This is a genomic window from Mycobacterium sp. GA-2829, from assembly GCF_001499965.1.
Lineage (GTDB): Bacteria > Actinomycetota > Actinomycetes > Mycobacteriales > Mycobacteriaceae > Mycobacterium.
Map to the genome: position 1 here is coordinate 1 of NZ_LQIT01000029.1, position 21,528 is coordinate 21,528.

17 protein-coding genes are annotated in these 21,528 nt (G+C 70.0%); 8 read left to right on the top strand and 9 right to left on the bottom strand.

From position 1 onward, the window contains the following. Window positions 1-252 precede the first annotated feature (252 nt). Window positions 253-684, top strand: coding sequence for an HIT family protein (locus AU194_RS17855; protein WP_059090587.1), 432 nt, complete (start codon window positions 253-255; stop codon window positions 682-684). 3 nt (window positions 685-687) lie between these two features. On the opposite strand, the gene AU194_RS17860 is transcribed toward AU194_RS17855, so the two are convergent. Next, window positions 688-1,875, bottom strand: a complete 1,188-nt coding sequence (locus tag AU194_RS17860; RefSeq protein ID WP_059090588.1) for an FAD-dependent monooxygenase — start codon at window positions 1,873-1,875, stop codon at window positions 688-690. 40 nt (window positions 1,876-1,915) lie between these two features. Between AU194_RS17860 and AU194_RS17865 the strand changes: the two genes are divergently transcribed. Then, window positions 1,916-2,359 carry a nitroreductase family deazaflavin-dependent oxidoreductase gene (locus AU194_RS17865; protein ID WP_059090589.1) on the top strand — a complete coding sequence of 148 codons (444 nt, stop codon included), beginning with the start codon at window positions 1,916-1,918 and terminating at the stop codon, window positions 2,357-2,359. On the opposite strand, the gene AU194_RS17870 is transcribed toward AU194_RS17865, so the two are convergent. Beyond that, entirely contained in the window at window positions 2,356-3,405 is a 1,050-nt protein-coding gene (locus tag AU194_RS17870; protein ID WP_059090590.1) for an LLM class flavin-dependent oxidoreductase, read from the bottom strand. The genes AU194_RS17865 and AU194_RS17870 overlap by 4 nt on opposite strands. A 39-nt stretch (window positions 3,406-3,444) precedes the next feature. After that, entirely contained in the window at window positions 3,445-4,266 is an 822-nt protein-coding gene (locus AU194_RS17875; RefSeq protein WP_059090591.1) for a uracil-DNA glycosylase, read from the bottom strand. Window positions 4,267-4,309: 43 nt separating this feature from the next. Here AU194_RS17875 and AU194_RS17880 point away from each other — a divergent pair, with 43 nt between their 5' ends. Further along, a complete protein-coding gene (locus AU194_RS17880) occupies window positions 4,310-5,554 on the top strand; it encodes an MFS transporter (RefSeq protein ID WP_059090592.1) in 1,245 nt (414 codons plus the stop codon). Here the strand turns inward: AU194_RS17880 and AU194_RS17885 are convergent. Together AU194_RS17885 and AU194_RS17890 are read right to left on the bottom strand one after the other, a co-directional pair. Then, complete coding sequence (locus AU194_RS17885; RefSeq protein WP_059090593.1) at window positions 5,529-6,173, bottom strand: helix-turn-helix domain-containing protein; 645 nt, start codon at window positions 6,171-6,173, stop codon at window positions 5,529-5,531. The genes AU194_RS17880 and AU194_RS17885 overlap by 26 nt on opposite strands. 66 nt (window positions 6,174-6,239) lie before the next feature. Then, window positions 6,240-8,579 (bottom strand): arylsulfatase, encoded by a 2,340-nt coding sequence (locus tag AU194_RS17890; RefSeq protein ID WP_059090594.1) that lies wholly within the window; start codon window positions 8,577-8,579, stop codon window positions 6,240-6,242. Window positions 8,580-8,686: 107 nt separating this feature from the next. Between AU194_RS17890 and AU194_RS17895 the strand changes: the two genes are divergently transcribed. The 3 genes from AU194_RS17895 (at window position 8,687) to AU194_RS17905 (ending at window position 12,058) form a co-directional block, all read left to right on the top strand. Beyond that, a complete protein-coding gene (locus AU194_RS17895; RefSeq protein WP_059090595.1) occupies window positions 8,687-10,054 on the top strand; it encodes an FAD-binding oxidoreductase in 1,368 nt (455 codons plus the stop codon). A 256-nt stretch (window positions 10,055-10,310) separates the two neighbouring features. Beyond that, window positions 10,311-11,507: a cytochrome P450 gene (locus AU194_RS17900; protein WP_059090596.1), complete on the top strand. Its 1,197-nt coding sequence runs from the start codon at window positions 10,311-10,313 to the stop codon at window positions 11,505-11,507. After that, the gene (locus tag AU194_RS17905) at window positions 11,507-12,058 is read left to right on the top strand and encodes a TetR/AcrR family transcriptional regulator (protein ID WP_059090597.1); all 552 of its coding nucleotides are present in this window, start codon (window positions 11,507-11,509) and stop codon (window positions 12,056-12,058) included. The genes AU194_RS17900 and AU194_RS17905 overlap by 1 nt, the downstream gene beginning before the upstream one ends. Here AU194_RS17905 and AU194_RS17910 read toward each other — a convergent pair. From AU194_RS17910 to AU194_RS17920, 3 genes are all read right to left on the bottom strand, one after another. Next, entirely contained in the window at window positions 12,030-12,746 is a 717-nt protein-coding gene (locus AU194_RS17910; protein ID WP_059090598.1) for a siderophore-interacting protein, read from the bottom strand. The two genes, AU194_RS17905 and AU194_RS17910, sit on opposite strands and share 29 nt — an antisense overlap. Window positions 12,747-12,841: 95 nt before the next feature. After that, window positions 12,842-13,975 carry an acyltransferase gene (locus tag AU194_RS17915; RefSeq protein ID WP_197417657.1) on the bottom strand — a complete coding sequence of 378 codons (1,134 nt, stop codon included), beginning with the start codon at window positions 13,973-13,975 and terminating at the stop codon, window positions 12,842-12,844. A 14-nt stretch (window positions 13,976-13,989) separates the two neighbouring features. Continuing rightward, window positions 13,990-15,666 (bottom strand): DEAD/DEAH box helicase, encoded by a 1,677-nt coding sequence (locus tag AU194_RS17920; protein ID WP_059090600.1) that lies wholly within the window; start codon window positions 15,664-15,666, stop codon window positions 13,990-13,992. Window positions 15,667-15,763: 97 nt separating this feature from the next. Between AU194_RS17920 and AU194_RS17925 the strand changes: the two genes are divergently transcribed. Next, complete coding sequence (locus AU194_RS17925; protein WP_369804154.1) at window positions 15,764-16,330, top strand: LppP/LprE family lipoprotein; 567 nt, start codon at window positions 15,764-15,766, stop codon at window positions 16,328-16,330. 30 nt (window positions 16,331-16,360) lie between these two features. Beyond that, complete coding sequence (locus AU194_RS17930; protein WP_059090650.1) at window positions 16,361-19,768, top strand: TM0106 family RecB-like putative nuclease; 3,408 nt, start codon at window positions 16,361-16,363, stop codon at window positions 19,766-19,768. On the opposite strand, the gene AU194_RS17935 is transcribed toward AU194_RS17930, so the two are convergent. Beyond that, the gene (locus AU194_RS17935) at window positions 19,765-21,525 is read right to left on the bottom strand and encodes an MFS transporter (protein WP_059090601.1); all 1,761 of its coding nucleotides are present in this window, start codon (window positions 21,523-21,525) and stop codon (window positions 19,765-19,767) included. The two genes, AU194_RS17930 and AU194_RS17935, sit on opposite strands and share 4 nt — an antisense overlap. Window positions 21,526-21,528 lie beyond the last annotated feature (3 nt).

Below are 21,528 nucleotides of genomic sequence, written 5' to 3' on the forward strand. Positions count from 1 at the left end.
GGCCCCGGCAACGCTGCCGACAAAAAGAGAGCACTAGATCACCGAGGAAACCATATCCTAAAAAACCAGCAGGGCATGACCAAGCCGCTGGACGAGTCGAAGATCGTCTCGGTCCGCTACGACAACGACGACCGCATCGTCTACGTCACCACCCGCTAGCCCCTTCGTTGACTCTGCGCATACGGCGCGAAAGTTCGAGTGACCGCCGCCCTGAGCGCAGAGTCAACGTGAAAGCGGCGCTACCGTGGCGGGATGTCCTGTGTCTTCTGCGCCATCGTCGCCGGCGAGGCGCCCGCCATCCGCGTCTACGAGGACGACGACTACCTCGCGATCCTCGACATCCGCCCGTTCTCGCGCGGCCACACGCTGGTGATCCCGAAGCGGCACAGCGTGGACCTGACCGACACCCCACCCGACACCGTCGCCGGACTGGCCCGGATCGGGCAGCGCATCGCCAAGGCCGCACGCCGCTCCGGCCTGCACGCCGACGGCAACAACGTCGTCATCAACGACGGGAAGTCGGCCTTCCAGACGGTGTTCCACATCCACCTGCACGTGCTTCCGCGCCGCACCGGCGACAAACTCTCGTTCGCCAAGAACATGGTGCTGCGCCGCGACCCGGACCGTGAGGAGTCCGGCCGGCTGCTGCGTGAGGCGCTCGCCGAACTCGATACGGCCCCGTAGTAGTCACCAGGCCGGGCCGTGCAGCCCGAACCGGTTCTGCGGATCGCTGGGCTCCCAGGTGCAATCGACCTGCGACCGCGTGCCCATCGCCCGTGACCGTGTCAGTAGTCGCCTGCCCAGCTCCAGCTGTTCGGGCTCCCACTTCCCCAGCGCCTCGGCGACGCTGCCGGACGCACGCAGCGCGTCGTGCAGCGCCCAGGCGTCCGCGGCAGCCTTGGCGGTGCCCGCGGCGGCGTGCGGACGTGCCGTGGTCGCGGCGTCACCGAGCAGCGCCACCCGCCCCACCGCCATGCGGTCCACGCCGACGTCGTACACCGCCTGCAGGAACGGGTGTTCGGTGCGCAGCACCAGCTCCGCCACCGACGGTGCCAGCAGTTCGCTTGCCGCCGTGCGCATCTCGTCGACGAAGCGGTCCTGCACCGCACCGGGATGCAGCGACACCGCGGCGACGTCACCGTTCCTGTCCGTCATCAGCTCGGCCAGATCGCCCGGGGCCACGTTGCGGTACCAGACGAAGTTCATCAGTCGCCGCCCCACCGCCAGACCGCCGTCGGGGGACGGGATCGGGTAGGCCACGAGGTGGGTGTGCGGCGCGAAACTGTAGGTGATCGCATCGTGCAGCCGCCTGAAGGTGCCCTCGGAGAGCTGACTCTCGGGCAGCGTTCCGCGCCAGCCGACGTAGCCGGCGTACTCCAGCTCGGCCGTCGAGGTGAAGCGTCGTCGGCTCGTCGAGGTGACCCCGTCGGCGAACACCACCAGATCCGCGCGCTCACGCCGCCCTGAGGCGAAGACCACCTCGGCGCCGTCGGCGTCCTGGTCGAACCCCGTCGCGCACTCGCCAAGGTGGTAACGATCCGTGCCGAAGTCGGCGAGCAGAGCCCGGTGGAACGTGCCCCACGACGTGAACGTCCAGGCCAGCGGTTCGGTGTGGACGACGGCGTCGCCCCGGTCGAGATACTGCACGTGATGGGTCGAGGTGCTGACCTGCTCGGGATGCCGCTCGCTGCACTCGGTGAACCACCGCAGCGTCTCGGGATGCATGGCGATGCCGCCACCACGGCCGTCGAGATCGTCCGGCGTGCGCTCGTAGACCGAGACGTCGAAACCCAGCCGCCGCAACAACAATGCGGTGGTCAGGCCGCCGATGGACCCGCCGACCACCACCGCGCGCGCCCCGCTCCAGTCCTGCATCCCGACACCCTATGGCCGCCGCGACGGGCACACTGGTGCAATGAGCAACCTCAATCCCGTCGAGCAGATCGGCATCCGGCTGCTGAGGGTGCACGACATCCTCTACAAGAAGTCCGGTGGCCGCATCGGCCACCGCATCCCCGGAGTTCCGCCGAGCCTGCTGCTGCACACCGTCGGCGCCAAGACCGGCCAGGCCCGCAGCAACACGCTGACCTACGCCCGCGACGGCGAGAACTACCTGATCGTCGCCTCACTCGGCGGCGCCCCGAGATCACCGGGCTGGTACCACAACCTCAAGGCGCATCCGAACGTCGAGATCAACGTCGGCACAAAGCGTTTGGCGGTCACCGCGCGCCCGGTACTACCGGACGACCCGGACTACGCCCGGTTGTGGCGAATCGTCAACGACAACAACGCCGACCGCTACGAGGCGTACCAGAAACGCACGACACGACCGATCCCGATCGTCGTGCTGGAACCCTAGAACAGCTCTTTGGCGAGCAGTTCCAGCGTCGTGTCGCGGGCCGGCGAGGTCGCCGGATCGGTCCCGCGCCGCGCCGACGCGACCGGATTGACCATCACCTCGTCGACGTCGAATTCGGCGGCCAGCGCCCGGACCTGCTCGGCGGCCTCGGTCGGTGAGCCGACCACCGCGCGCGCCAACCCGTGCTGGACGACGGCCTGCGCCTGCGGGCTCAGTTCCTTGGCCTCGGCGTCCTCGACCAGGTCGAGCGCGGTCAGCGGTTGACCGGTGCGCAGCTGCGCCATCATGTGCAGGTTCGGCAGCATCAGCGCCATCGCCTCGTCATGGGTGTCGGCGACGACGGCGTTGACCGTCAGGAACGTGACCGGTTCGGCGGCGACGTCGCTGGGGCGGAATTCCGCGCGGTAGGTCGCCAGCGCCTCGGCGGTGCCCTGACCGGAGAAGTGGTGGGCGAATACGTACGGCAGCCCCTTGGCCGCGGCCAGGTGCGCCGAGTACATCGACGAGCCGAGCAGCCACAGCCGTGGTTCGGTGCTCGCGGCAGGGGTGGCCTTGAGGATGTAGTTCTCGCGCATCAGGTTGCGCGGCAACGACACTCGAACGCCGTGACGGCTCATCAGCGCCGTGACGTCGTCGAGGTAGTCGGGGAAACGTTCGATGTCGGTGTCGTCACGACCGGCGGCACCGCGCAGCGCCATCGACGTCACCGGGTCCGATCCGGGTGCCCGGCCGATACCGAGATCGATGCGGCCCGGATGCGCGGCCTCCAGCAGTGCGAACTGTTCGGCCACCGCCAGGGGTGCGTGGTTGGGCAGCATCACCCCGCCGGAGCCGAACCGCACGTGCGACGTCTGCGCGGCGAGGTGGGCGATCACGACCGGCGGGCTGGTGGCCGCCACGGCGGGCATGTTGTGGTGTTCGGCGATCCAGTAGCGCGTGTACCCCAACCGGTCGGCGGTCTGGGCGAGGCGGGTAGTCGCGGCCAGCGCATCCGACGTGGTCTGGTCGGAGCGCACGGGGATCAGGTCCAGGACAGAAAGACGCATGCCAACCTCAACACATTCCGGTGCCGCTACGTTCCCGGCTCAGCGTCCTGCCAGGTCACGGGCCCGGAGGAACACCTCGTCCATCATCTGGGGGGTCAGCTTGCCGGTGAAGGTGTTCTGCTGGCTGGGGTGATAGCAGCCGAGAAGCGTCACCTCTGCCATCGCCGCCTCGGCGAGGTGTCCGAACTGCGGTGCGGGCACCGGGACGGTGACCCCGGCGCGGCGGAGCATCTGCAGCGCGGCCTTCCACGCGATCCCGCCCAGCGCCACGACCACCCGCACCTCGTCACGGACCAGCCGCCACTCCGCGTCCAGCCACGGCGCGCACGTCGCGCGCTCCGCCGGGGTCGGCGCGTTCGCGGGCGGCGCGCACCGCACCGCGGCGGCCATCCGGATATCGTTGAGCGCCAACCCATCTGCCGCGTCGACCGACAGCGCCTGATTGGCCAGGCCGGCCCGGTGCAGAGCGGCGAACAGGAAGTCGCCGGACCGGTCGCCGGTGAAGATCCGGCCGGTGCGGTTGGCGCCGTGGGCGGCGGGCGCCAACCCGACGACCATGATGCCCGGATGCGGATCGCCCCACCCGGGTGCGGGCCTGCCCCAGTAGGGCTGGTCGGCGAACGACTTGCGGCGCACCGCGGCGGTCTCCTCCCGCCACTCCACCAGGCGTGGGCACGCCCGGCACACGGAGACCAGCGCGTCGAGTTCGTCGAGCGAGCCGACGTCGGCGGCCAGGGATTCGACCGTCGCGGCCGAGGCGGCCACCGCCGTCTGGGCGGTCGCGGGGTCACCGGGCCAGCCGGTGCCCGGCGGCACCGGCGACTCGAACAACGCTCCGGTGCGCGGGTGAGGTGATTGCACGCCTCCACTGTGCCGTCCGCTGCTAGATTCGGCCGCGATACCCATGATCACCGGCAGACGCGGCCCGCTGTTTCTCATCTACTTCTCGGCGTTGACCGCGGGAGCCGGTAACGGCATCTCGCTGGTCGCGTTCCCGTGGCTGGTGTTGCAGCGCAACGGTTCGGCGGTCGACGCGTCGATCGTCGCGATGGCCGGGACCCTGCCCCTGCTGGTGGCCACGCTGATCGCCGGCGCCGCCGTCGACTACCTGGGCCGCCGAATGGTGTCACTCATCTCCGACGCGCTCTCCGCGCTGTCGGTGGCCGCGGTACCGGTGCTCGCGCTGACGTTCGGGGTGCAGGTGGTCAACGTCGCGGTGCTCGCGACGCTCGCCGCGCTGGGGGCGTTCTTCGACCCGGCCGGGATGACCGCGCGCGAGACCATGCTGCCCGAGGCGGCCCACCGCGCCGGGTGGACGCTCGACCACGCCAACAGCGTGTACGAGGCGGTGTTCAACCTGGCCTACATCGTCGGCCCCGGCATCGGCGGTCTGCTGATCGCGACGATGGGCGGCGTGAACACGATGTGGGTCACCGCGGGGGCGTTCGTGCTCTCCATCGTCGCGGTCACGGCGCTGCGCCTCGACGGTGCGGGCAGGCCCGACCGCGCCCAGTTGCCGGGGCGGGTGTGGACGGGCATCGTCGAGGGTCTCGGACTCGTCTGGCGCACACCGGTTCTGCGCACACTGGCGGTGGTGGACCTGGTCGCCACCGGCCTGTACATGCCGATGGAGAGCGTGCTGTTCCCCAAGTACTTCACCGACCGCGACGAACCCGCACAGCTGGGCTGGGTGCTGATGGCGCTGTCGATCGGCGGACTGGTCGGCGCGCTCGGGTACGGGGCACTGTCCCGGCACGCCAACCGCCGCACGATCATGCTGACCGCGGTGCTCACCCTCGGAGTGGCGATGACGGTCATCGCGTTCCTGCCGCCGCTGCCGGTGATCCTGGTGCTCTCGGCGATCGTCGGACTGGTCTACGGGCCGATCGCGCCGATCTACAACTACGTCATGCAGACCCGGGCGCCCGCCCATCTGCGGGGCCGGGTGGTCGGGGTGATGGGGTCGCTGGCCTACGCCGCCGGACCGCTCGGATTGGTGGTCGCCGGGCCGCTGGCCGACCGCGCCGGCCTGTCGACGACGTTCCTCGCGCTCGCGTTGCCGATGCTGGCGCTCGGGGTGGTGGCGGTCTTCCTGCCCGCGCTGCGGCAGCTGGACCGTCCGCTCAGTGGCGAACCCGCGGCGGGGTGAAGATCTCGGGAAGCTGACGGATCGCCTCCGGGTCCCCGGCGATGTGCAACCGACCCGCCGAGACCAGTTCGTCCACCCGCGTCGGATCGGTCGCGGCGGCCAGCACGTCCACCTCACCGGTCAGCACCACGTCGGGCGGGACGTCGTCGTCGACCACCTCCACCCGCTGCCCGATCGACACCGTCGCACCGCCCTGCGGCGTCGCGAGCCGCACCACCAGATCCGGTCCGGTGCGGTCGGACCGTACATACGCGCGCACCGCCCGCGCCAACCACTCCGGACGCACCAGGTCCGACGGGGTCCGGGTGAACAGCAGGTGCCTGCCCCACCGCGCGAACGCGTCGATCACCTCTTCGAGCGCACGCCCGTCCTCGGTGAGCTCGTAGACGTTGCCCGACGCCGGTTTGGGCAGTTCCCGTTTGACGACCAACCCGTTGTGTTCGAGGTGACGCAGCCGCCCCGCCAGCATGTCCGTGGCGATCGGGGCCAGCCCGCTCAGCAGGTCCCCGTAGCGGCGGGGCCGGTCGAGCAACTCGCGCACGATCAGCAACGTCCAGCGGTCGCCGACCAGATCGAGGCTCTTGGCCAGCGCGCAGTGCTGACCGTAGGAGCGGGGCATGTGTCGAACCGTAGTGCAGGTGAGGCCACCCGACGGGCGGACTTCGGGTTTTGCCGCCCACACCAGTCAGGTGTAGGCGACGTGCACCCGGTCGATCCGGCCCTCGAACGGGAACGGGGCGCGGTCCCGGTAGTCCAGGGAGACCGGCGAGCCGAGACAGGTGCCGATGTCGAGGCAGTCGTTGGCGGTGAACAGCAACGGGGCGCTGACCGGGACCCGGCCCGCCGCGACCGTGTCGCCCCCGACGGCCAGGGTGACGTCCAACGGTCCGGCGGGGCGTCGCTCGGCGTACCGGGTGGTCACGACGATGGTGGCGCGGCCCGGCGCCAATCTGTGCGCCGAGCGGATCTTCGTGCGCTGCAGGATGAACAGGTTGTACTCGTAGCAGAGGTGGCCGTCGTCGAGGTAGCACGTCAGTCCCCCGGCGGCCGCGCCCAGTGCGTACAGCACACCGTTGGCGCGGTCCGGGATCTCCGCGTCGACCGTGACGACGTTGTCCTTGTTGCCGAGCGCGGGCGCGCAGAATTCGGGCATCCGGACCATGTCGCCGGAGAACTCCCACTCGCGGTAGGGCGGGGCGATCCGCAACTCCGGGTGGTACACCGGCACCCACAGCCCGCCGCCCACCGGCAACACCGCGTTCCTGGCCGCTTCGATCGCGAACATCTCCCGCATCTGCACCAGCTTCTCCGGCTGCTGCGCGGCGAGATCGGTTGCCTGCGACCAGTCCTCCTCGAGGTGGTACAGCTCCCAGACGTCGTTGTCCGGAGTCCAGGTGGCGATGCCCTCGGGCTGGCCGGGCACCCACGGCAACCGCGGGCCGCGGGCGGAGGCCAGCCAGCCGTCGTGGTAGATGGCGCGGCTGCCCATGATCTCGAAGTACTGGGTCTTCTTCCCGCCGGGCGCCGCGCGGTCGGTCAGCGTGCGCGCGAAGCTGCGGCCCGCGAGCGGGATCTGCGGCTCCCCGTAGACCACGCGCGGCGGTTCGATACCGACGACCTCGTAGATCGTGGGCACCACGTCGTTGCAGTGCAGGAACACCTCCCGCGGGGTGGGGTCGGCGGGGACCTTCGCCGGCCACCGCACGACCATCGGGTTGCGGGTGCCGCCCAGGTGCGACGCCAGCAGCTTCATCCCCTTGTACGGCGTCGAACCCGCCCACGCCCACGCCGCGTGGTACTGGTTGTCCACCAGTGGCGACCCCAGCACGTCGAGCCCGCCGAGTTCGTCGAGGGCGTCGATGTGCTGCCGCACCGTGGTCGGAATGCCGTTCTGCGCCAACAACTCCGCGATGGTCCCGTTCTGCCCCTCACCCGAGGACCCGTTGTCGCCCCAGATGTAGAAGAACAGGGTGTTGTCCCCGAAGCCGAGGCGGTCGAGTTCGTCGGCGATGCGGCCGACCTGCACATCGACGTGTTCGGCGTATCCGGCGGCCACCTCCATCAGGCGGCGCTGGAACGGCTTCTCGTCCTCGGGGATCGAATCCCAGGACGCCAGCGTCTCGTCACGCTCGGTCAACACGCAGTCCGGCGGTAGCCAGCCGTCGGCCTTGGCGCGCTCGAACACCCTCTCCCGGTACGCATCCCAGCCGTCGTCGAACGTACCGGCGTACCGGTCGGCCCACTCCTTCATGATGTGGTGCGGACCGTGCAGGCACCCGCTGGCCCAGTACATGAAGAACGGCTTGTCCGCGTTGAACGCCTTGTGCCTGCGCAGCCAGCCGATCGCGTCGTCGGCCAGGTCCTCGGAGAGGTGATAGCCCTCCTCCGGGGTCCGCGGCGGAGAGACCACCGTGGTGTTGCGCACCAGATGCGGTTCGTACTGCGACGCCTCACCGGCCAGGAACCCGTAGAAGTACTCGAAACCCAGTCCGGTGGGCCAGTTCTCGAACGGCCCCGTCGCGGTGGTCTCCTCGGCCGGAGTGTTGTGCCACTTCCCGAACGCCGAGGTGGCGTAGCCGTACTGTTTGAGCACCTCGGCGACCGTGGCACTGCTGCGCGGGATCTTGCCGGCGTAGCCGTCCCAGTCGTTGGCCAGTTCGGCGATCTGCCCGTTGCCGATCTCGTGGTGGTTGCGCCCGGTCAGCAACGACGCGCGGGTCGGCGAACACATCGCGGTGGTGTGGAAGCGGTTGTAGGACACGCCTTCCGCGCGCATCCGGTCGAGCGTCGCGGTGGTCACCTCACCACCGAACGTGGACGGCAGCCCGGGCCCGGCGTCGTCGATGAGCACGATCACGATGTTGGGGCTGTCGGGGTGCAGCCTCTTGGGGACGGTGCGCGGTGCATAGGTCGACTCGGCGAGGGTGCGGCCCGCGATGCTCGCCGACGGCGTCGGCGCGAACGGCAGCACCCCGCCGCCGGGCAGCAGCGGCGCCACCACGGCGCCGGTCGAGTCGTCAGCCATCGCCGCCTCCTTGTCGAGCGCCCCCCTGAGGAATCATGCGCCGCGGACGGGGTGCCGTCCCCGGGTTCGGCGGATTCCCGGTGCGGCGCGCGGCATAGCATCGGGGCATGGTCGCTGACACCCTGGCCGAGCTCATCGCCGAACTACCCGACGGTGTCGTGGTCACCGATCCCGACATCGTCGCCTCCTACCGGCAGGATCGCGCGGCCGACCCGAATGCGGGCACCGCGCTGGCGGTCGTGCGCCCCACCCGCACCGAAGAGGTGCAGACGGTGCTGCGGTGGGCGTCGGCGCACAAGGTCGCGGTCGTCCCGCGCGGGATGGGCACCGGGCTGTCCGGTGGCGCCACCGCGCTCGACGGCGCCATCGTGCTGTCGACGGAGAAGATGCGTGCGATCACCGTCGACCCGGTCACCCGCACCGCGGTCGCGCAGCCCGGGCTGCTGAACGCCGAGGTGAAGAAGGCCGTCGCCGAACACGGCCTGTGGTACCCGCCGGACCCGTCGTCGTTCGAGATCTGCAGCATCGGCGGCAACGTCGCGACCAACGCGGGCGGGTTGTGCTGTGTGAAGTACGGCGTCACCACCGACTACGTGCTGGGCCTGCAGGTGGTGCTCGCCGACGGCACCGCGGTGCGTCTGGGCGGACCGCGGGTGAAGGACGTGGCGGGGCTGTCGCTGACCAAACTGTTCGTGGGCAGCGAGGGCACACTCGGCGTGATCACCGAGGTGACGTTGCGGCTGCTGCCCCCGCAGCCGGCGGCCTGCACGGTGGTCGCGACGTTCGATTCGGTCGAGGCCGCTGCGGGCGCGGTCAGCACCATCACCGGCCGGATCCGGCCGTCGATGCTCGAGTTCATGGACGCCGTCGCGATCAACGCCGTCGAGGACAAGCTGCGGATGGGTCTGGACCGCAACGCGGCGGCGATGATGGTCGCGGCGTCCGACGACCGCGGGCCCGCGGGCGCCGACGCCGCCGAGTTCATGGCGAAGGTGTTCACCGAAGCCGGTGCGAGCGAGGTCTTCTCGACGTCGGATCCCGACGAGGGTGAGGCGTTCGTGGCGGCCAGGCGCTATGCGATCCCTGCCGTCGAGGCGAAGGGGTCGCTGCTGCTCGAGGACGTGGGCGTGCCGGTGCCCCGGCTCGCCGACCTGTGCGCGGGCATCGAGAAGATCGCCGCCGATCGCGATGTGGTCATCTCGGTGATCGCCCACGCCGGCGACGGAAACACCCACCCGCTCATCGTGTTCGACCCGGCCGACGCGGCGATGGCCGAGCGCGCCGAGACGGCGTTCGGCGAGATCATGGACCTGGCGGTCAGCCTGGGCGGGACGATCACCGGCGAGCACGGCGTCGGACGGTTGAAGCGGCCGTGGCTGGCGGGCCAGATCGGTCCGGAGGCGATGGAACTCAACCGCCGGATCAAGGCCGCGCTGGACCCCGAGGCCATCCTCAACCCCGGTGCGGCGTTCTGACCTGCGATTTGTGCGGGGTTGTAGCGCGAGACTGAAACCACGCAGGCCCTTTCTCGAACTTTCGCTGCGGGATTTCAGTCTCGCGGGGTGTCGGTGGGCGCGTCGATGATGCCGCGCTTGGTTGTAGCGCGAGACTGAAACCACGCAGGCCCTTTCTCGAACTTTCGCTGCGGGATTTCAGTCTCGCGGTGACCGACGACGCGGTCAGCGCGCGTTTTCGTGCACAAATCGCACGCCGAGGTGGTATCCATGAGACATGACGGCCAATGTGTCTCATCAGCCGAGGTTCCAGCTCGCCACCGCCGACACCTGGGCAGACCCGTGGCCGATGTACGCCGCGCTGCGCGATCACGACCCGGTCCACCACGTCGTCCCGGCCGCCGCGCCCGACCTCGACTACTACGTGCTCTCCCGGCACGCCGACGTCTGGCGTGCGGCGCGCGACCACGAGACGTTCTCGTCCGCGCAGGGGTTGACGGTTAATTACAATGAGCTCGAGCTGATCGGGCTCGCGGACAATCCGCCGTTCGTCATGCAGGATCCCCCGACGCACATTGAGTTCCGCAAGCTGGTCGCGCGGGGGTTCACGCCGCGGCAGGTGGAGGCTGTCGAACCGGCGGTGCGGGGGTTCGTCGTCGAACGTCTCGAGGCGCTGCGCGCGAACGGCGGCGGCGACATCGTGCGCGAGTTGTTCAAACCGCTGCCGTCGATGGTCGTCGCGCACTATCTCGGCGTCCCAGAGGCGGACCGGGCCCAGTTCGACGGTTGGACCGAGGCGATCGTGGCGGCCAACACCGAAGCCGGCGGCGTCGTCGGCGCCGGTGATGCCATCGGCGCGATGATGGGCTACTTCGCCGAGCTGATCGAGCGGCGCCGAAGCGAACCGGGCGATGACACGATCAGCCACCTGGTGGCCGCAGGCATCGACCCGCTGCCGGTGCTGGCGTTCACGTTCACGATGGTGACCGGAGGTAACGACACCACCACCGGAATGCTCGGCGGCACAGTGCAACTGCTACATCAGCGGCCCGACCAGCGGCGGCTGCTCGCGGAAGAACCCGCGCTGATCGGCGACGCCGTCGACGAGTTCCTGCGGCTCACCTCCCCGGTGCAGGGACTCGCCCGCACCGCCACCCGCGATGTCACGATCGAGGACACCACCATCCCGGCGGGCCGCAAGGTATTGCTGCTGTACGGCTCGGCCAACCGGGATGAGCGCGAATTCGGTTCGGACGCGGCCGAACTCGACGTCACCCGCAGGCCGCGCAACATCCTGACGTTCAGCCACGGCGCGCACTTCTGCCTCGGCGCGGCGGCAGCGCGTATGCAGTCCCGCGTCGCGCTGACCGAACTGCTCACCCGCTGCCCGGAGTTCACCGTCGACGAAGCCGAAATCGTGTGGGCCGGCGGCAGTTACGTGCGGCGCCCGCTGTCCGTGCCGGTGACGTTCTGATGGTCGCCGACCGCATCCTCGACGCGGCGGAGCGGCTGTTCGCCGAACGCGACGCCGCCGGTGTCGGTATGAACGACATCGCCCGCGCGGCCGGGTGTTCGCGGGCGACGCTCTACCGCTACTTCGACAGCCGCGACACCCTGCACACCGCCTACGTCCACCGGCAGGCGCAGCGGCTCTACCGCACGCTCGCCGACGAGGTCGGCGGGATCACCGACCCGGCCGAACGGCTCGTCGAGGGCACGCTCGTGACGCTGCGCAGTGTGCGCGAGAATCCCGCGCTCTCCTCGTGGTTCGCGCCGACCGCCCGTCCGATCGGCGGTGAGTGGGCGGCGCGGTCGGAGGTGGTGGCCGCGATGGCCGAGGCGTTCGTGCGGTCGCTGGGCACCCAGAACGGCACCGCGCGACGGGCCCGCTGGCTGGTGCGGGTGCTGACCTCGCTGCTGCTGTTCCCCGGCCGCGACGAGGCCGACGAACGCGCGATGCTCGTGGAGTTCGTGGCGCCGGTGCTGCTCGGTGAGGTCAGACCTGCCAGTACGCCTGCGCCTTGATCGACTTCTTCGGGATCTTGTAGTCCTCGCGCAGGACCTTGGACACCGCGCGGGTGGTTCGGTTGTCGCAGGCCACCCACCCGAAGTGGTCGGCCGCGTCGAACGCGGCGGCGGCGACGGTCTCGATGAGCGCCTCGCCGCCGTTCTTGCGGTCCACCCACGTCACGTCCGAGGGACGCGCGACCGGGAGCTGTTTGTCCTCTTCGTGTCCGGCCTCGAGGAACACCCGCGCCGGGGCGTCCCTGATGGCGGCCAGCAGCGAGTTGATCGCGGGCAGCGAGGCGGTGTCGCCGACGACCACGTAGCCGGCCGGGCTCGGCTGCGGCAGTGCGAAATTGCTGCCGAGCACGGTGATCTCGAGGGTGTCGCCGGGTTGCGCGTCACGCGCCCACTGCGAGGCCACCCCGTCGTGCAGAGCGAATTCGATGTCGACGGTGTCGCCGGCCGGGTCGGGATCGACCAGCGTGTAGCCGCGCTGATGCTGTTTGTCGCCGTCGGCGAACCACACCCGCACCCACTGGGTCGGATGCGGCGGGTTGTCGGCGAGCATGCCGCCCGCGGTGAAGCTCAGCCGGAGGTAATACGGGCCGATCTCGCGCTTGCCGGTGACGGTGAACGTGTAGTCGCCGGCGCGCATCAGCTTGAGCACCGCGCCGCTGAACCCGCGCGACGGCTTCTTGTCGGACATCGAGTCCCACCCTTCGTTCGAAAGCTTAGGGCAGCTTAACCTAAGCCCCGGCGGCATTCGGGTGCTCCGCCGATCGTCGAGACTGCGGAGAAGGATCAGGCCGTGCGCACCCGGGTGAACCGGTGCAGCACCCACGCCAGCGGGATGGTGACCACCATCGTGCCGACGAACAACCACAGCATCGAGCCCGTGTAGATGGGATAGCGCAGGATCTCCACCATCACCACCTCCATGGTGATCAGGTGGATGAGGAAGATCTCGTAGGAGATCTCGCCGAGGAAGACCATCGGCCTGCTGGCGAGCAGCTTCGAATACCAACCGCGGTCGCCCAGGGCCAGCGGCGCCACCGTCAGCGTCGCGATCACCGCGTAGAACGCGGTCTTGGCCAGCGCCTCCCGCAGTTCGGCGGGCGACGTGGTGGGCTCCCCCGCGATCGGCGTCGACGCGATCAGATAGCAGACCACCGCCAGCGGCACCGCCACCAGCGCGTAGACCCGTACCCGCATCGCAGCCAGCACCGCCAGCAGCATGCCGCCGAGGAACCACACCAGATACGTCGGCAACCACAGCCGGGCGCCGTCGGGCAGCCAGTCGACGCTGTGCACCAGCCACAGCCACAGCGGCGACATCGCCGCGAGCACCGCCAATCCGGCCAGCAGCAGCCCCGGCCGCCACGCGCGCCGGCACAGCACGACCAGCAGCAGGTAGGCCAGTGCGGGCAGCACGACGTAGAACGCGGCCTCGACGGCGAGGCTCCACATCTGCGTCAGCCCCTGGTGCAGGAACGAGTACAGGTAGTCGTCGGTGTAGATCTGGGTCAGCGTGAGGTTGCGGAACAACCCCTCCCAGGTGTGTCCGGGATTCGGGCCCGCGGTGCGAAAGTGATAGACGAGGTACGCCGCTACCACGGTCACCACGTAGGCGGGCATGATGCGGCGCACCCGATGCCAGGCGTAGCGGCGCACCGACGGCGCCGGACGGCCGTGCGCGGCGGCCTGCACCCACGGCCGGAACAGCAGGAACCCCGAGAGCACGAAGAAGATCGGCACACCGATCTCCATGCGGGAGTAGATCAGCCCGGCGAACCCCTGCGGGTATCTGCCGGTGGTGTAGGCGGCGTGGGTCAGCACCACCAGGAGCGCGGCGACGGCGCGGACACCGGTGAGCGAGGCGACCCGTTCGGCGGTCGAGACGGACTCCAGCCCCCCCTGGGCCACCGGGTCGGCCACGCCGCGGGGTGCGGTCACTTGCCTTTGTGGCGTGCCTTCGGCCCGCGGTCGGGCTCGAGGTTGATCAGCACGCCCTGGATCCGTGTGCGCTCGAGCTTCTTGAGGGTGTCCTTCGGCAGCTTGGCAGGCAGTTCCACCAGCGAGTAGTCCAGCCGGATGTTGATGTGGCCGAAGTCGCTGCGGTTCAGGCCGCCCTCGTTGGCGATGGCCCCCACGATGGCGCCGGGCATCACCTTGTGCCGCTTGCCCACGGCGATGCGGTAGGTGGCGAGGTCCGTCCGCGTCGTCCGCTCCCGAGGTTTGCGGGGGCCGCCCTCCTCCCGCGCGGGACGCTCGCGACGCTTCTCCGGCGGCGGTTCGGTCATCAGGAACGCCTCGCCGTTGCGGGACTGCACGGCCAGCGCCGCGGCGATGTCGGCCAGCGGCACGTTGTTGTCGCGTTCGTAGTCCTCGATCAGCCGCCGGAACAGTTCGGTGCCCGGGGCGTTGAGCGCCTCGCTGATCGAGTCGCGGAACTTCTCCACCCGCTGGGCGTTGACGTCCTCGACCGACGGCAGCTGGGATTCGACGAGTTTCTGCCGGGTGACCCGCTCGATCGCACCGAGGAGGTGGCGTTCGCGGGGCGTGACGAACAGCAGTGCGGTGCCCGACCGGCCCGCGCGTCCGGTGCGCCCGATGCGGTGCACGTAGGACTCGGGATCGTGCGGGATGTCGAAGTTCACCACGTGCGAGATCCGCTCGACGTCCAGCCCGCGGGCGGCCACGTCGGTGGCCACCAGGATGTCGATCGTCCCGTCCTTGAGCTGGGAGATTGTCCGTTCGCGCACCGTCTGCGGGATGTCACCGTTGATGGCCGCGGCGGCGAATCCGCGCGCCCGCAGCTTCTCGGCCACCTCCTCGGTGGCCTGTTTGGTGCGGACGAACACGATCATCGCGTCGCCCTCTTCGACCTCCAGCAGCCGGGTGAGCGCATCCATCTTCCGCGGGTAGGACACCTGGTAGTAGCGCTGGGTGATGTTCTCGGCGGTCTGCGTCTTGGCCTTGACCGTCACCTCGACGGGGTCGTGCAGGTACTTGGCGGTGATCTTCTTGATCGCCGGCGGCATGGTCGCCGAGAACAGCGCGACCTGCTTGTACTCGGGGGTGTCGGCGAGGATGCGCTCGACGTCCTCGGCGAACCCCATCTGCAGCATCTCGTCGGCCTCGTCGAGCACCATGTAGTCCAGGCGCGAGACGTCCAGGGTGCCCTTCTCCAGGTGGTCGATCACGCGGCCGGGCGTGCCGACCACGACCTGGGCGCCGCGTTTGAGACCCGCCAGCTGCGGTCCGTACGACGAGCCGCCGTAGACCGGCAGCACGTTGACGTTGAGGTGCGCGCCGTAGCGGCCGAACGCCTCGGCGACCTGCAGTGCGAGCTCGCGCGTCGGCGCCAGGACCAGCGCCTGGGTGGCGCGGCTGTCGGTGTCGATCTTGGACAGGATCGGGATCGCGAACGCGGCGGTCTTGCCAGTGCCGGTCTGCGCGAGCCCGACGACGTCGGACCCGGCGAGCATCGCGGGGATCGTGGCGGCCTGGATCGCCGACGGTGTCTCGTAGCCGACGTCGGCGACGGCACGCAACACCTCCGGGTGAATCTGCAGATCAGCGAAGGTGGTTTCGGTGCCGGTGGACTCCGGTTCAGGCGACGTCATAACGTGGCCAGTCTAGTGCGCCATCGGGCGAGTTCCGCCCAGCGCGCCTGTTCGAAGCTCGCAATCTATCCCGGTACGGTGCGCTGTTGTGAAACGGGTGGTCTCGATCGCGGTCGCTATCGCCGTGGATATCGCCGCTCTGTCGACCCTCGTCGGCTGCGGCTCCGGGGACTCGACGGTGTCGAAGACTCCCGAGGCCTCTGCTCCGCCGCCCGCCGCCACCAGTCCCACCACGCCGAGCATCGCCCCGACCGTCGGCCCCCCGCCCACGGCGCCAGGACCGGCCGACCCGTGCGCGGTCAACCTCGCAGCCCCCGAGATCGCCAAGGCGGTGTCCGAACTCCCCCGCGATCCGCGCAGCAACCAGGCCTGGAGCCCCGAGCCGGTGGCGGGCAACTACAACGAGTGCGCGCAGCTGTCGGCGGTCATCGTGAAGGCCAACACCAACGCCGAGAATCCCAACACCCGCGCGGTGATGTTCCACCTCGGCAAGTTCATCCCGACCGGGGTGCCCGACACCTACGGCTTCAACGGACTCGACCCGGCCGGCACCACCGGCGACACCGTCGCGCTGCGCTACTCCGGTGAGGTCGACGGGCTGGCCAGCATCGTGCGGTTCCGGTGGAACGGCAACGGCGTCGAGCTGATCGGCAACACCGGCTGACTGTCGGACCGCTGCCCTACAGTGGCGGGCGTGTTCGTCACCGACGACGGCGTCATCTACAGCGCTTCGGATCTCGCGGCGGCGGCCCGCTGCGAGTACGCGCTGTTGCGGGCGTTCGACGCCAAGCTGGGCTGGGGTCCGCCGGTGGCCCCCGCCGACGACATGCTCGAGCGCACCGCGACCCTCGGTGACGACCACGAACACCGCCACCTCGACGCGCTGCGCACCGACACCGACGACAACATCACCGTCATCGGCAGGCCGCCCTACACCGTCGCCGGGCTCACCGCGGCCGCCGACGCCACCGCCCGCGCGGTCGCCCGGCGCGCACCCGTCATCTACCAGGCGGCGATGTTCGACGGCCGCTTCGCCGGGTTCGCCGACTTCCTGATCCTGACCGGTGACCGCTACGTGCTGCGCGACACCAAACTCGCCCGCTCGGTGAAGGTGGAGGCGCTGCTGCAGCTGGCTGCCTACGCCGAGGCGCTCACCGCCGCCGGAGTGCCCGTCGCCGACGAGGTCGAACTCGTGCTCGGCGACGGCGCGACGGCCCGTTACGCGCTGCCCGAACTGCTGATGGTGTACCGGCCGCGGCGCGAGGCGCTGCAGCGCGTGCTCGACGATCATCTCGCCGGCGGGGTTCCGGTGCGGTGGGAGGACACCGAGGTGCGTGCGTGCTTCCGCTGCCCCGAGTGCAGCGTCGAGGTGCGCGACCAGGACGATCTGCTACTGGTGGCGGGGATGCGGGTCAGCCAGCGGGCCCGGTTCCTCGACGCAGGTATCACCACGGTGGCCGAACTCGCCGAACACCGCGGTCCGGTACCGGAATTGGCGACGCGCACCGTGGCGGCGCTGAGCTCGCAAGCCCGGCTGCAGATCGCCCCGCGCGAGGACGGGAAGCCGCCGTACGAGGTCGCCGACCCTCAGCCGCTGATGCTGCTGCCCGAACCCGACAAGGGCGATCTGTTCTTCGACTTCGAGGGCGACCCGTTGTGGACCGACGACGGTCAGGAATGGGGGCTGGAGTACCTGTTCGGGGTGCTCGACACCGCCGACGGATTCCATCCGCTCTGGGCGCACGACCGGCCGCAGGAACGTCAGGCGCTCGAGGACTTCCTCGAGCTGGTGCGCAAGCGGCGCAAACGCCATCCCAACATGCACGTCTACCACTACGCCGCGTACGAGAAGACCGCGCTGCTGCGCCTGGCCGGGCGGTACGGCGTCGGCGAGGAGGCGGTCGACGACCTGCTGCGCAGCGGTGTGCTGGTCGACCTGTATCCGTTGGTGCGCAAGAGTTTCCGCATCGGCACCGAGAACTACAGCCTCAAATCGCTCGAACCGCTGTACATGGGCGGGCAGCTGCGCACCGGCGACGTGACCACCGCGGCCGCGTCGATCACCCAGTACGCCGAGTACTGCGACCTGCGCGCCGCCAGACGCGAGGAGGAGGCCGCCGGGGTCCTCAAGGAGATCGAGGACTACAACCGGTACGACTGCACGTCGACGCGCAAGCTGCGGGACTGGTTGGTGTGCCGGGCCATCGACTGTGCGGTGCCGCCCAGGGGTCCACAGCCGGTGGTCCGCGACGACGCCGAACCCGAGCCCGTCGACGCCACCGACCGCGCGCTGTGCCGCTACGCCGGCGACGAGTTGGAGGGCCGCACCCCGGAGCAGACGGCGGTCGCGATGATCGCCGCCGCCCGTGGGTATCACCGGCGGGAGGACAAACCGTTCTGGTGGTCGCACTTCGACCGGCTCAACAACCCCGTCGATGAATGGGCCGACAGCACCGACGTGTTCCTCGTCGACGACGGCGGAGCCCGAGTCGAAACCAATTGGCACACACCGCCTCGCGCCCGCAAACCGCAGCGCCGGGTGCGGTTGACCGGTGCGATGGCCGCCGGTGCGCTGGGCAAGGAGATGTACGCGCTCTACGCGCCGCCCGCGCCCGCGGGCCTGACCGACGACCCGGACCGCCGCGCGGCGGGCAGCGTCAAAGTCGTCGAATGCGATGCCGCCGACGCGCCCACCGAGGTGGTGATCGTCGAGCGCACCCCCCGCGACGGCGAAGAGTTCGACCAGCTGCCGTTCGCGCTGACCCCGGGTCCGCCGATCCGCACCACCGCGCTGCGCGACTCCATCGAGGCGACCGCCGCCGAGGTCGTCGGGAGCCTGCCGCGGCTACCGGCCAGCGCCGTCACCGACATCCTGGTGCGCCGCCCACCCCGAACCCGGAGTGGCGCACCACTTCCCGGCGGCCCGGACATGCCCGCGACGATCACCGCTGCCCTGCTCGACCTGGACTCGTCGTATCTCGCGGTGCACGGGCCGCCCGGCACCGGGAAGACGCACACCGCCGCGAGAGTCATTGCCGCGCTGGTCAACACCCACCGCTGGCGGATCGGGGTGGTGGCGCAGTCCCACGCGGTGGTGGAGAACCTGTTCCGCGGGGTGATCGCCGCCGGCGTGGACGCCGAGCGGGTCGCGAAGAAGCGGGGGCACGGCGACGACGCGTGCTGGACGGTGCTCGACGAGGCCGCCTTCCCCGCCTTCGTGGCCGACCACGCGGGGTGTGTGGTCGGCGGGACGGCGTGGGATTTCGCCAACGACAACCGGATTCCGCGCGGCAGCCTGGACCTGCTCGTCATCGAGGAGGCCGGGCAGTTCTGCCTGGCCAACACGATCGCGGTGGCGCCCGCGGCGGCGAACCTGCTACTGCTCGGCGATCCGCAACAGCTGCCGCAGGTCAGTCAGGGCACCCACCCTGAACCGGTCGACGCCTCGGCGCTGGGCTGGCTGGTCGACGGTGCGCACACGCTGCCCGCCGAACGCGGCTACTTCCTCGACCTGTCCTACCGGATGCATCCCGCGGTGTGCGCGGCGGTGTCGCGGCTGTCGTATGACGGCAGGCTGCAGTCGTTCGACGCCGTGACCGCGGCGCGCACGCTCGAGGGCTGGGCACCCGGGGTGCACGAGGTGACGGTGCCGCACGACGGCAACGCGACCGAGAGCCCGGAGGAGGCCGACGCGATCGTCGCGCGGGCCCGGTCGCTGCTTGGCGCGATGTGGACCGACGAGGACGGCACCCGCCCGCTCACCGAGGACGATGTGATGGTGGTGACGCCGTACAACGCGCAGGTCGTGTTGCTGCGGCAGCGGTTCGACGCGGTCGGGCTGAGCGCAGTGCGCGTGGGCACCGTCGACAAATTCCAGGGTCAGCAGGCGCCGGTGGTGTTCATCTCGATGGTGGCCAGCTCGATCGACGACGTGCCGCGTGGAATCTCGTTCCTGCTCAACAGGAATCGGCTCAACGTGGCGATCAGCCGGGCGAAGTACGCGGCGGTGATCGTGCGGTCGCAGGCGCTCACCGAGTACCTGCCGTCGACGCCGAAGGGGCTGGTCGAACTCGGCGCGTTCCTGTCGCTGACGATGCCCTAGTCGCCGCGGGAGTGCCGACCCGACGGCGGTGCCTCGGGCAGCAGTTCGTCGAGGACGCGGCGCCACGGATCGTCGTCGGGCGCCGCCGCGGGTCGGCGGCGCGTGGCGAGTGGCTGGGTGACGCTCTCGTCGGCACCGACATCGGGATGCGGTGACACCAGGTCGGCGAACTCCAGACCGTCACGGGTGACGACGTACTCGAGGTACTCGTCGTCATCATCAAAGGAGTCGTCGACAGAGTCGTCGCTCGGTGCGGGACGTGCCGGCGCGGCGGGCTCCGGCGCGCCCTCCCCCATCTCGCGCAGGAAGATCGCGCCCACCACGCCGATGAGCGCGACGAACGCCGACAGCAGCAGCGACTGCGACATCGCCGAGGCGAACGGCGCCTGCAGGAACTCCGGCAGCGCCGACACCGCGGCGCCTTCGCCCTGCGGCGCCGCCCCGCCCGACGGCATCTCCGCGCTGATCCGCGACGTCATGAACGCCGCCATGCTCGCGCTGCCCAGCACCGAGCCGACCTGCCGCGTCGCGTTGTAGACCCCCGACCCGGCACCGGCGTAGTCGCGCGCCAGGTTCCTTGTCGCGGTGGCCGCCAGCGGCGACCAGATGAACGCCATCCCGATCCCCATCACGAGGAACGGCAGCACCAGCCGCCAGATCGGGGTCTGCGGGGTCATCTCGATCGACAGCCAGGTCAGCGCGATCGCCAGCGCCGAGAACCCGAACCCGACGATCGGCCGCGGGTGGGCGCGGTCGACGATGCGCCCCACCATCGGCGCCAGCACCCCGCTTGCGATCGCCATCGGCGCGGTCAGCAGCGCCGATTCGGTGGGCGACAGCCCGCACACGGCCTGCGCGTAGAACATCGCGGGCACGATCATCCCGGTCACGACAAAGCCGATGGTCGCCACCCCGAAGCTGGACAGGGAGAAGTTGCGGTCGCGGAAGATCTGCAACGGGATCAGCGGTTCGTGCGGGTTGACCGACTGCCAGTAGACGAACCCGACCATCACCGCGATACCCGCCACGATCACCAGCCAGATCCACGGCTGCCAGTCGTGGGCCTGCCCCTCCTGCAGCCCGAACACCACCGCGAACATGCCCGCACCCGACAGCGCCACCCCGAGCAGGTCGAACCGGTGCGACGTCGTCGGCAGCGACGGCACCCGCCAGAACGCCAGGGCCAGCCCGACCAGGCCGATCGGCACGTTCACGATGAAGATCCACTGCCAGCCGAGGTGGTCCACCAACACACCGCCGGCCAGCGGGCCCACCAGCGTCGCGACCCCGGCCGTCGCCCCCCACACGCTCATCGCGACGCCGCGGTGGTCGGGCGGGAAGATCCGGGTGATCGTGGACAGCGTCTGCGGTGTCAGCAGTGCCGCGCCGATGCCCTGGAGCAGCCGGGCGGCGATCAGCATGTCGATCGACCCGCTCAACCCGCACCACAGCGAGGCGACGGTGAACACGGCCAGGCCGAGCAGGTAGAGGTTCTTGGGACCGAACCGGTCACCGAGCCGGCCGGCCACCAGCAGCGGCACCGCGTACGCCAGCAGGTAGGCGCTGGTCACCCACAGCACGGCGTCGTAGTCGGCGTCCAGCTCGTCCATGATCACCGGGTTGGCGACCGCCACGATCGTGGCGTCCACCAGGATCATGAAGAAGCCGACCATCATGGCCCACAGCGCGTGCCACGGATTGCCGTCCGGCGCACCGGTACGGCTCCGCCCTGCGGCTGCGGAAGTGGTGGAGAACATCTC

What these genes read in the sequence shown, in the direction of transcription:
- AU194_RS17935 (WP_059090601.1), bottom strand. Translation starts at nt 21,525, where the DNA reads ATGTTCTCCACCACTTCCGCAGCCGCAGGGCGGAGCCGTACCGGTGCG.
- AU194_RS17885 (WP_059090593.1), bottom strand. Translation starts at nt 6,173, where the DNA reads ATGCCCCGCTCCTACGGTCAGCACTGCGCGCTGGCCAAGAGCCTCGAT.
- AU194_RS17855 (WP_059090587.1), top strand. Translation starts at nt 253, where the DNA reads ATGTCCTGTGTCTTCTGCGCCATCGTCGCCGGCGAGGCGCCCGCCATC.
- AU194_RS17920 (WP_059090600.1), bottom strand. Translation starts at nt 15,666, where the DNA reads ATGACGTCGCCTGAACCGGAGTCCACCGGCACCGAAACCACCTTCGCT.
- AU194_RS17900 (WP_059090596.1), top strand. Translation starts at nt 10,311, where the DNA reads ATGACGGCCAATGTGTCTCATCAGCCGAGGTTCCAGCTCGCCACCGCC.
- AU194_RS17860 (WP_059090588.1), bottom strand. Translation starts at nt 1,875, where the DNA reads ATGCAGGACTGGAGCGGGGCGCGCGCGGTGGTGGTCGGCGGGTCCATC.
- AU194_RS17880 (WP_059090592.1), top strand. Translation starts at nt 4,310, where the DNA reads ATGATCACCGGCAGACGCGGCCCGCTGTTTCTCATCTACTTCTCGGCG.
- AU194_RS17870 (WP_059090590.1), bottom strand. Translation starts at nt 3,405, where the DNA reads ATGCGTCTTTCTGTCCTGGACCTGATCCCCGTGCGCTCCGACCAGACC.
- AU194_RS17910 (WP_059090598.1), bottom strand. Translation starts at nt 12,746, where the DNA reads ATGTCCGACAAGAAGCCGTCGCGCGGGTTCAGCGGCGCGGTGCTCAAG.
- AU194_RS17865 (WP_059090589.1), top strand. Translation starts at nt 1,916, where the DNA reads ATGAGCAACCTCAATCCCGTCGAGCAGATCGGCATCCGGCTGCTGAGG.
- AU194_RS17895 (WP_059090595.1), top strand. Translation starts at nt 8,687, where the DNA reads ATGGTCGCTGACACCCTGGCCGAGCTCATCGCCGAACTACCCGACGGT.
- AU194_RS17905 (WP_059090597.1), top strand. Translation starts at nt 11,507, where the DNA reads ATGGTCGCCGACCGCATCCTCGACGCGGCGGAGCGGCTGTTCGCCGAA.
- AU194_RS17890 (WP_059090594.1), bottom strand. Translation starts at nt 8,579, where the DNA reads ATGGCTGACGACTCGACCGGCGCCGTGGTGGCGCCGCTGCTGCCCGGC.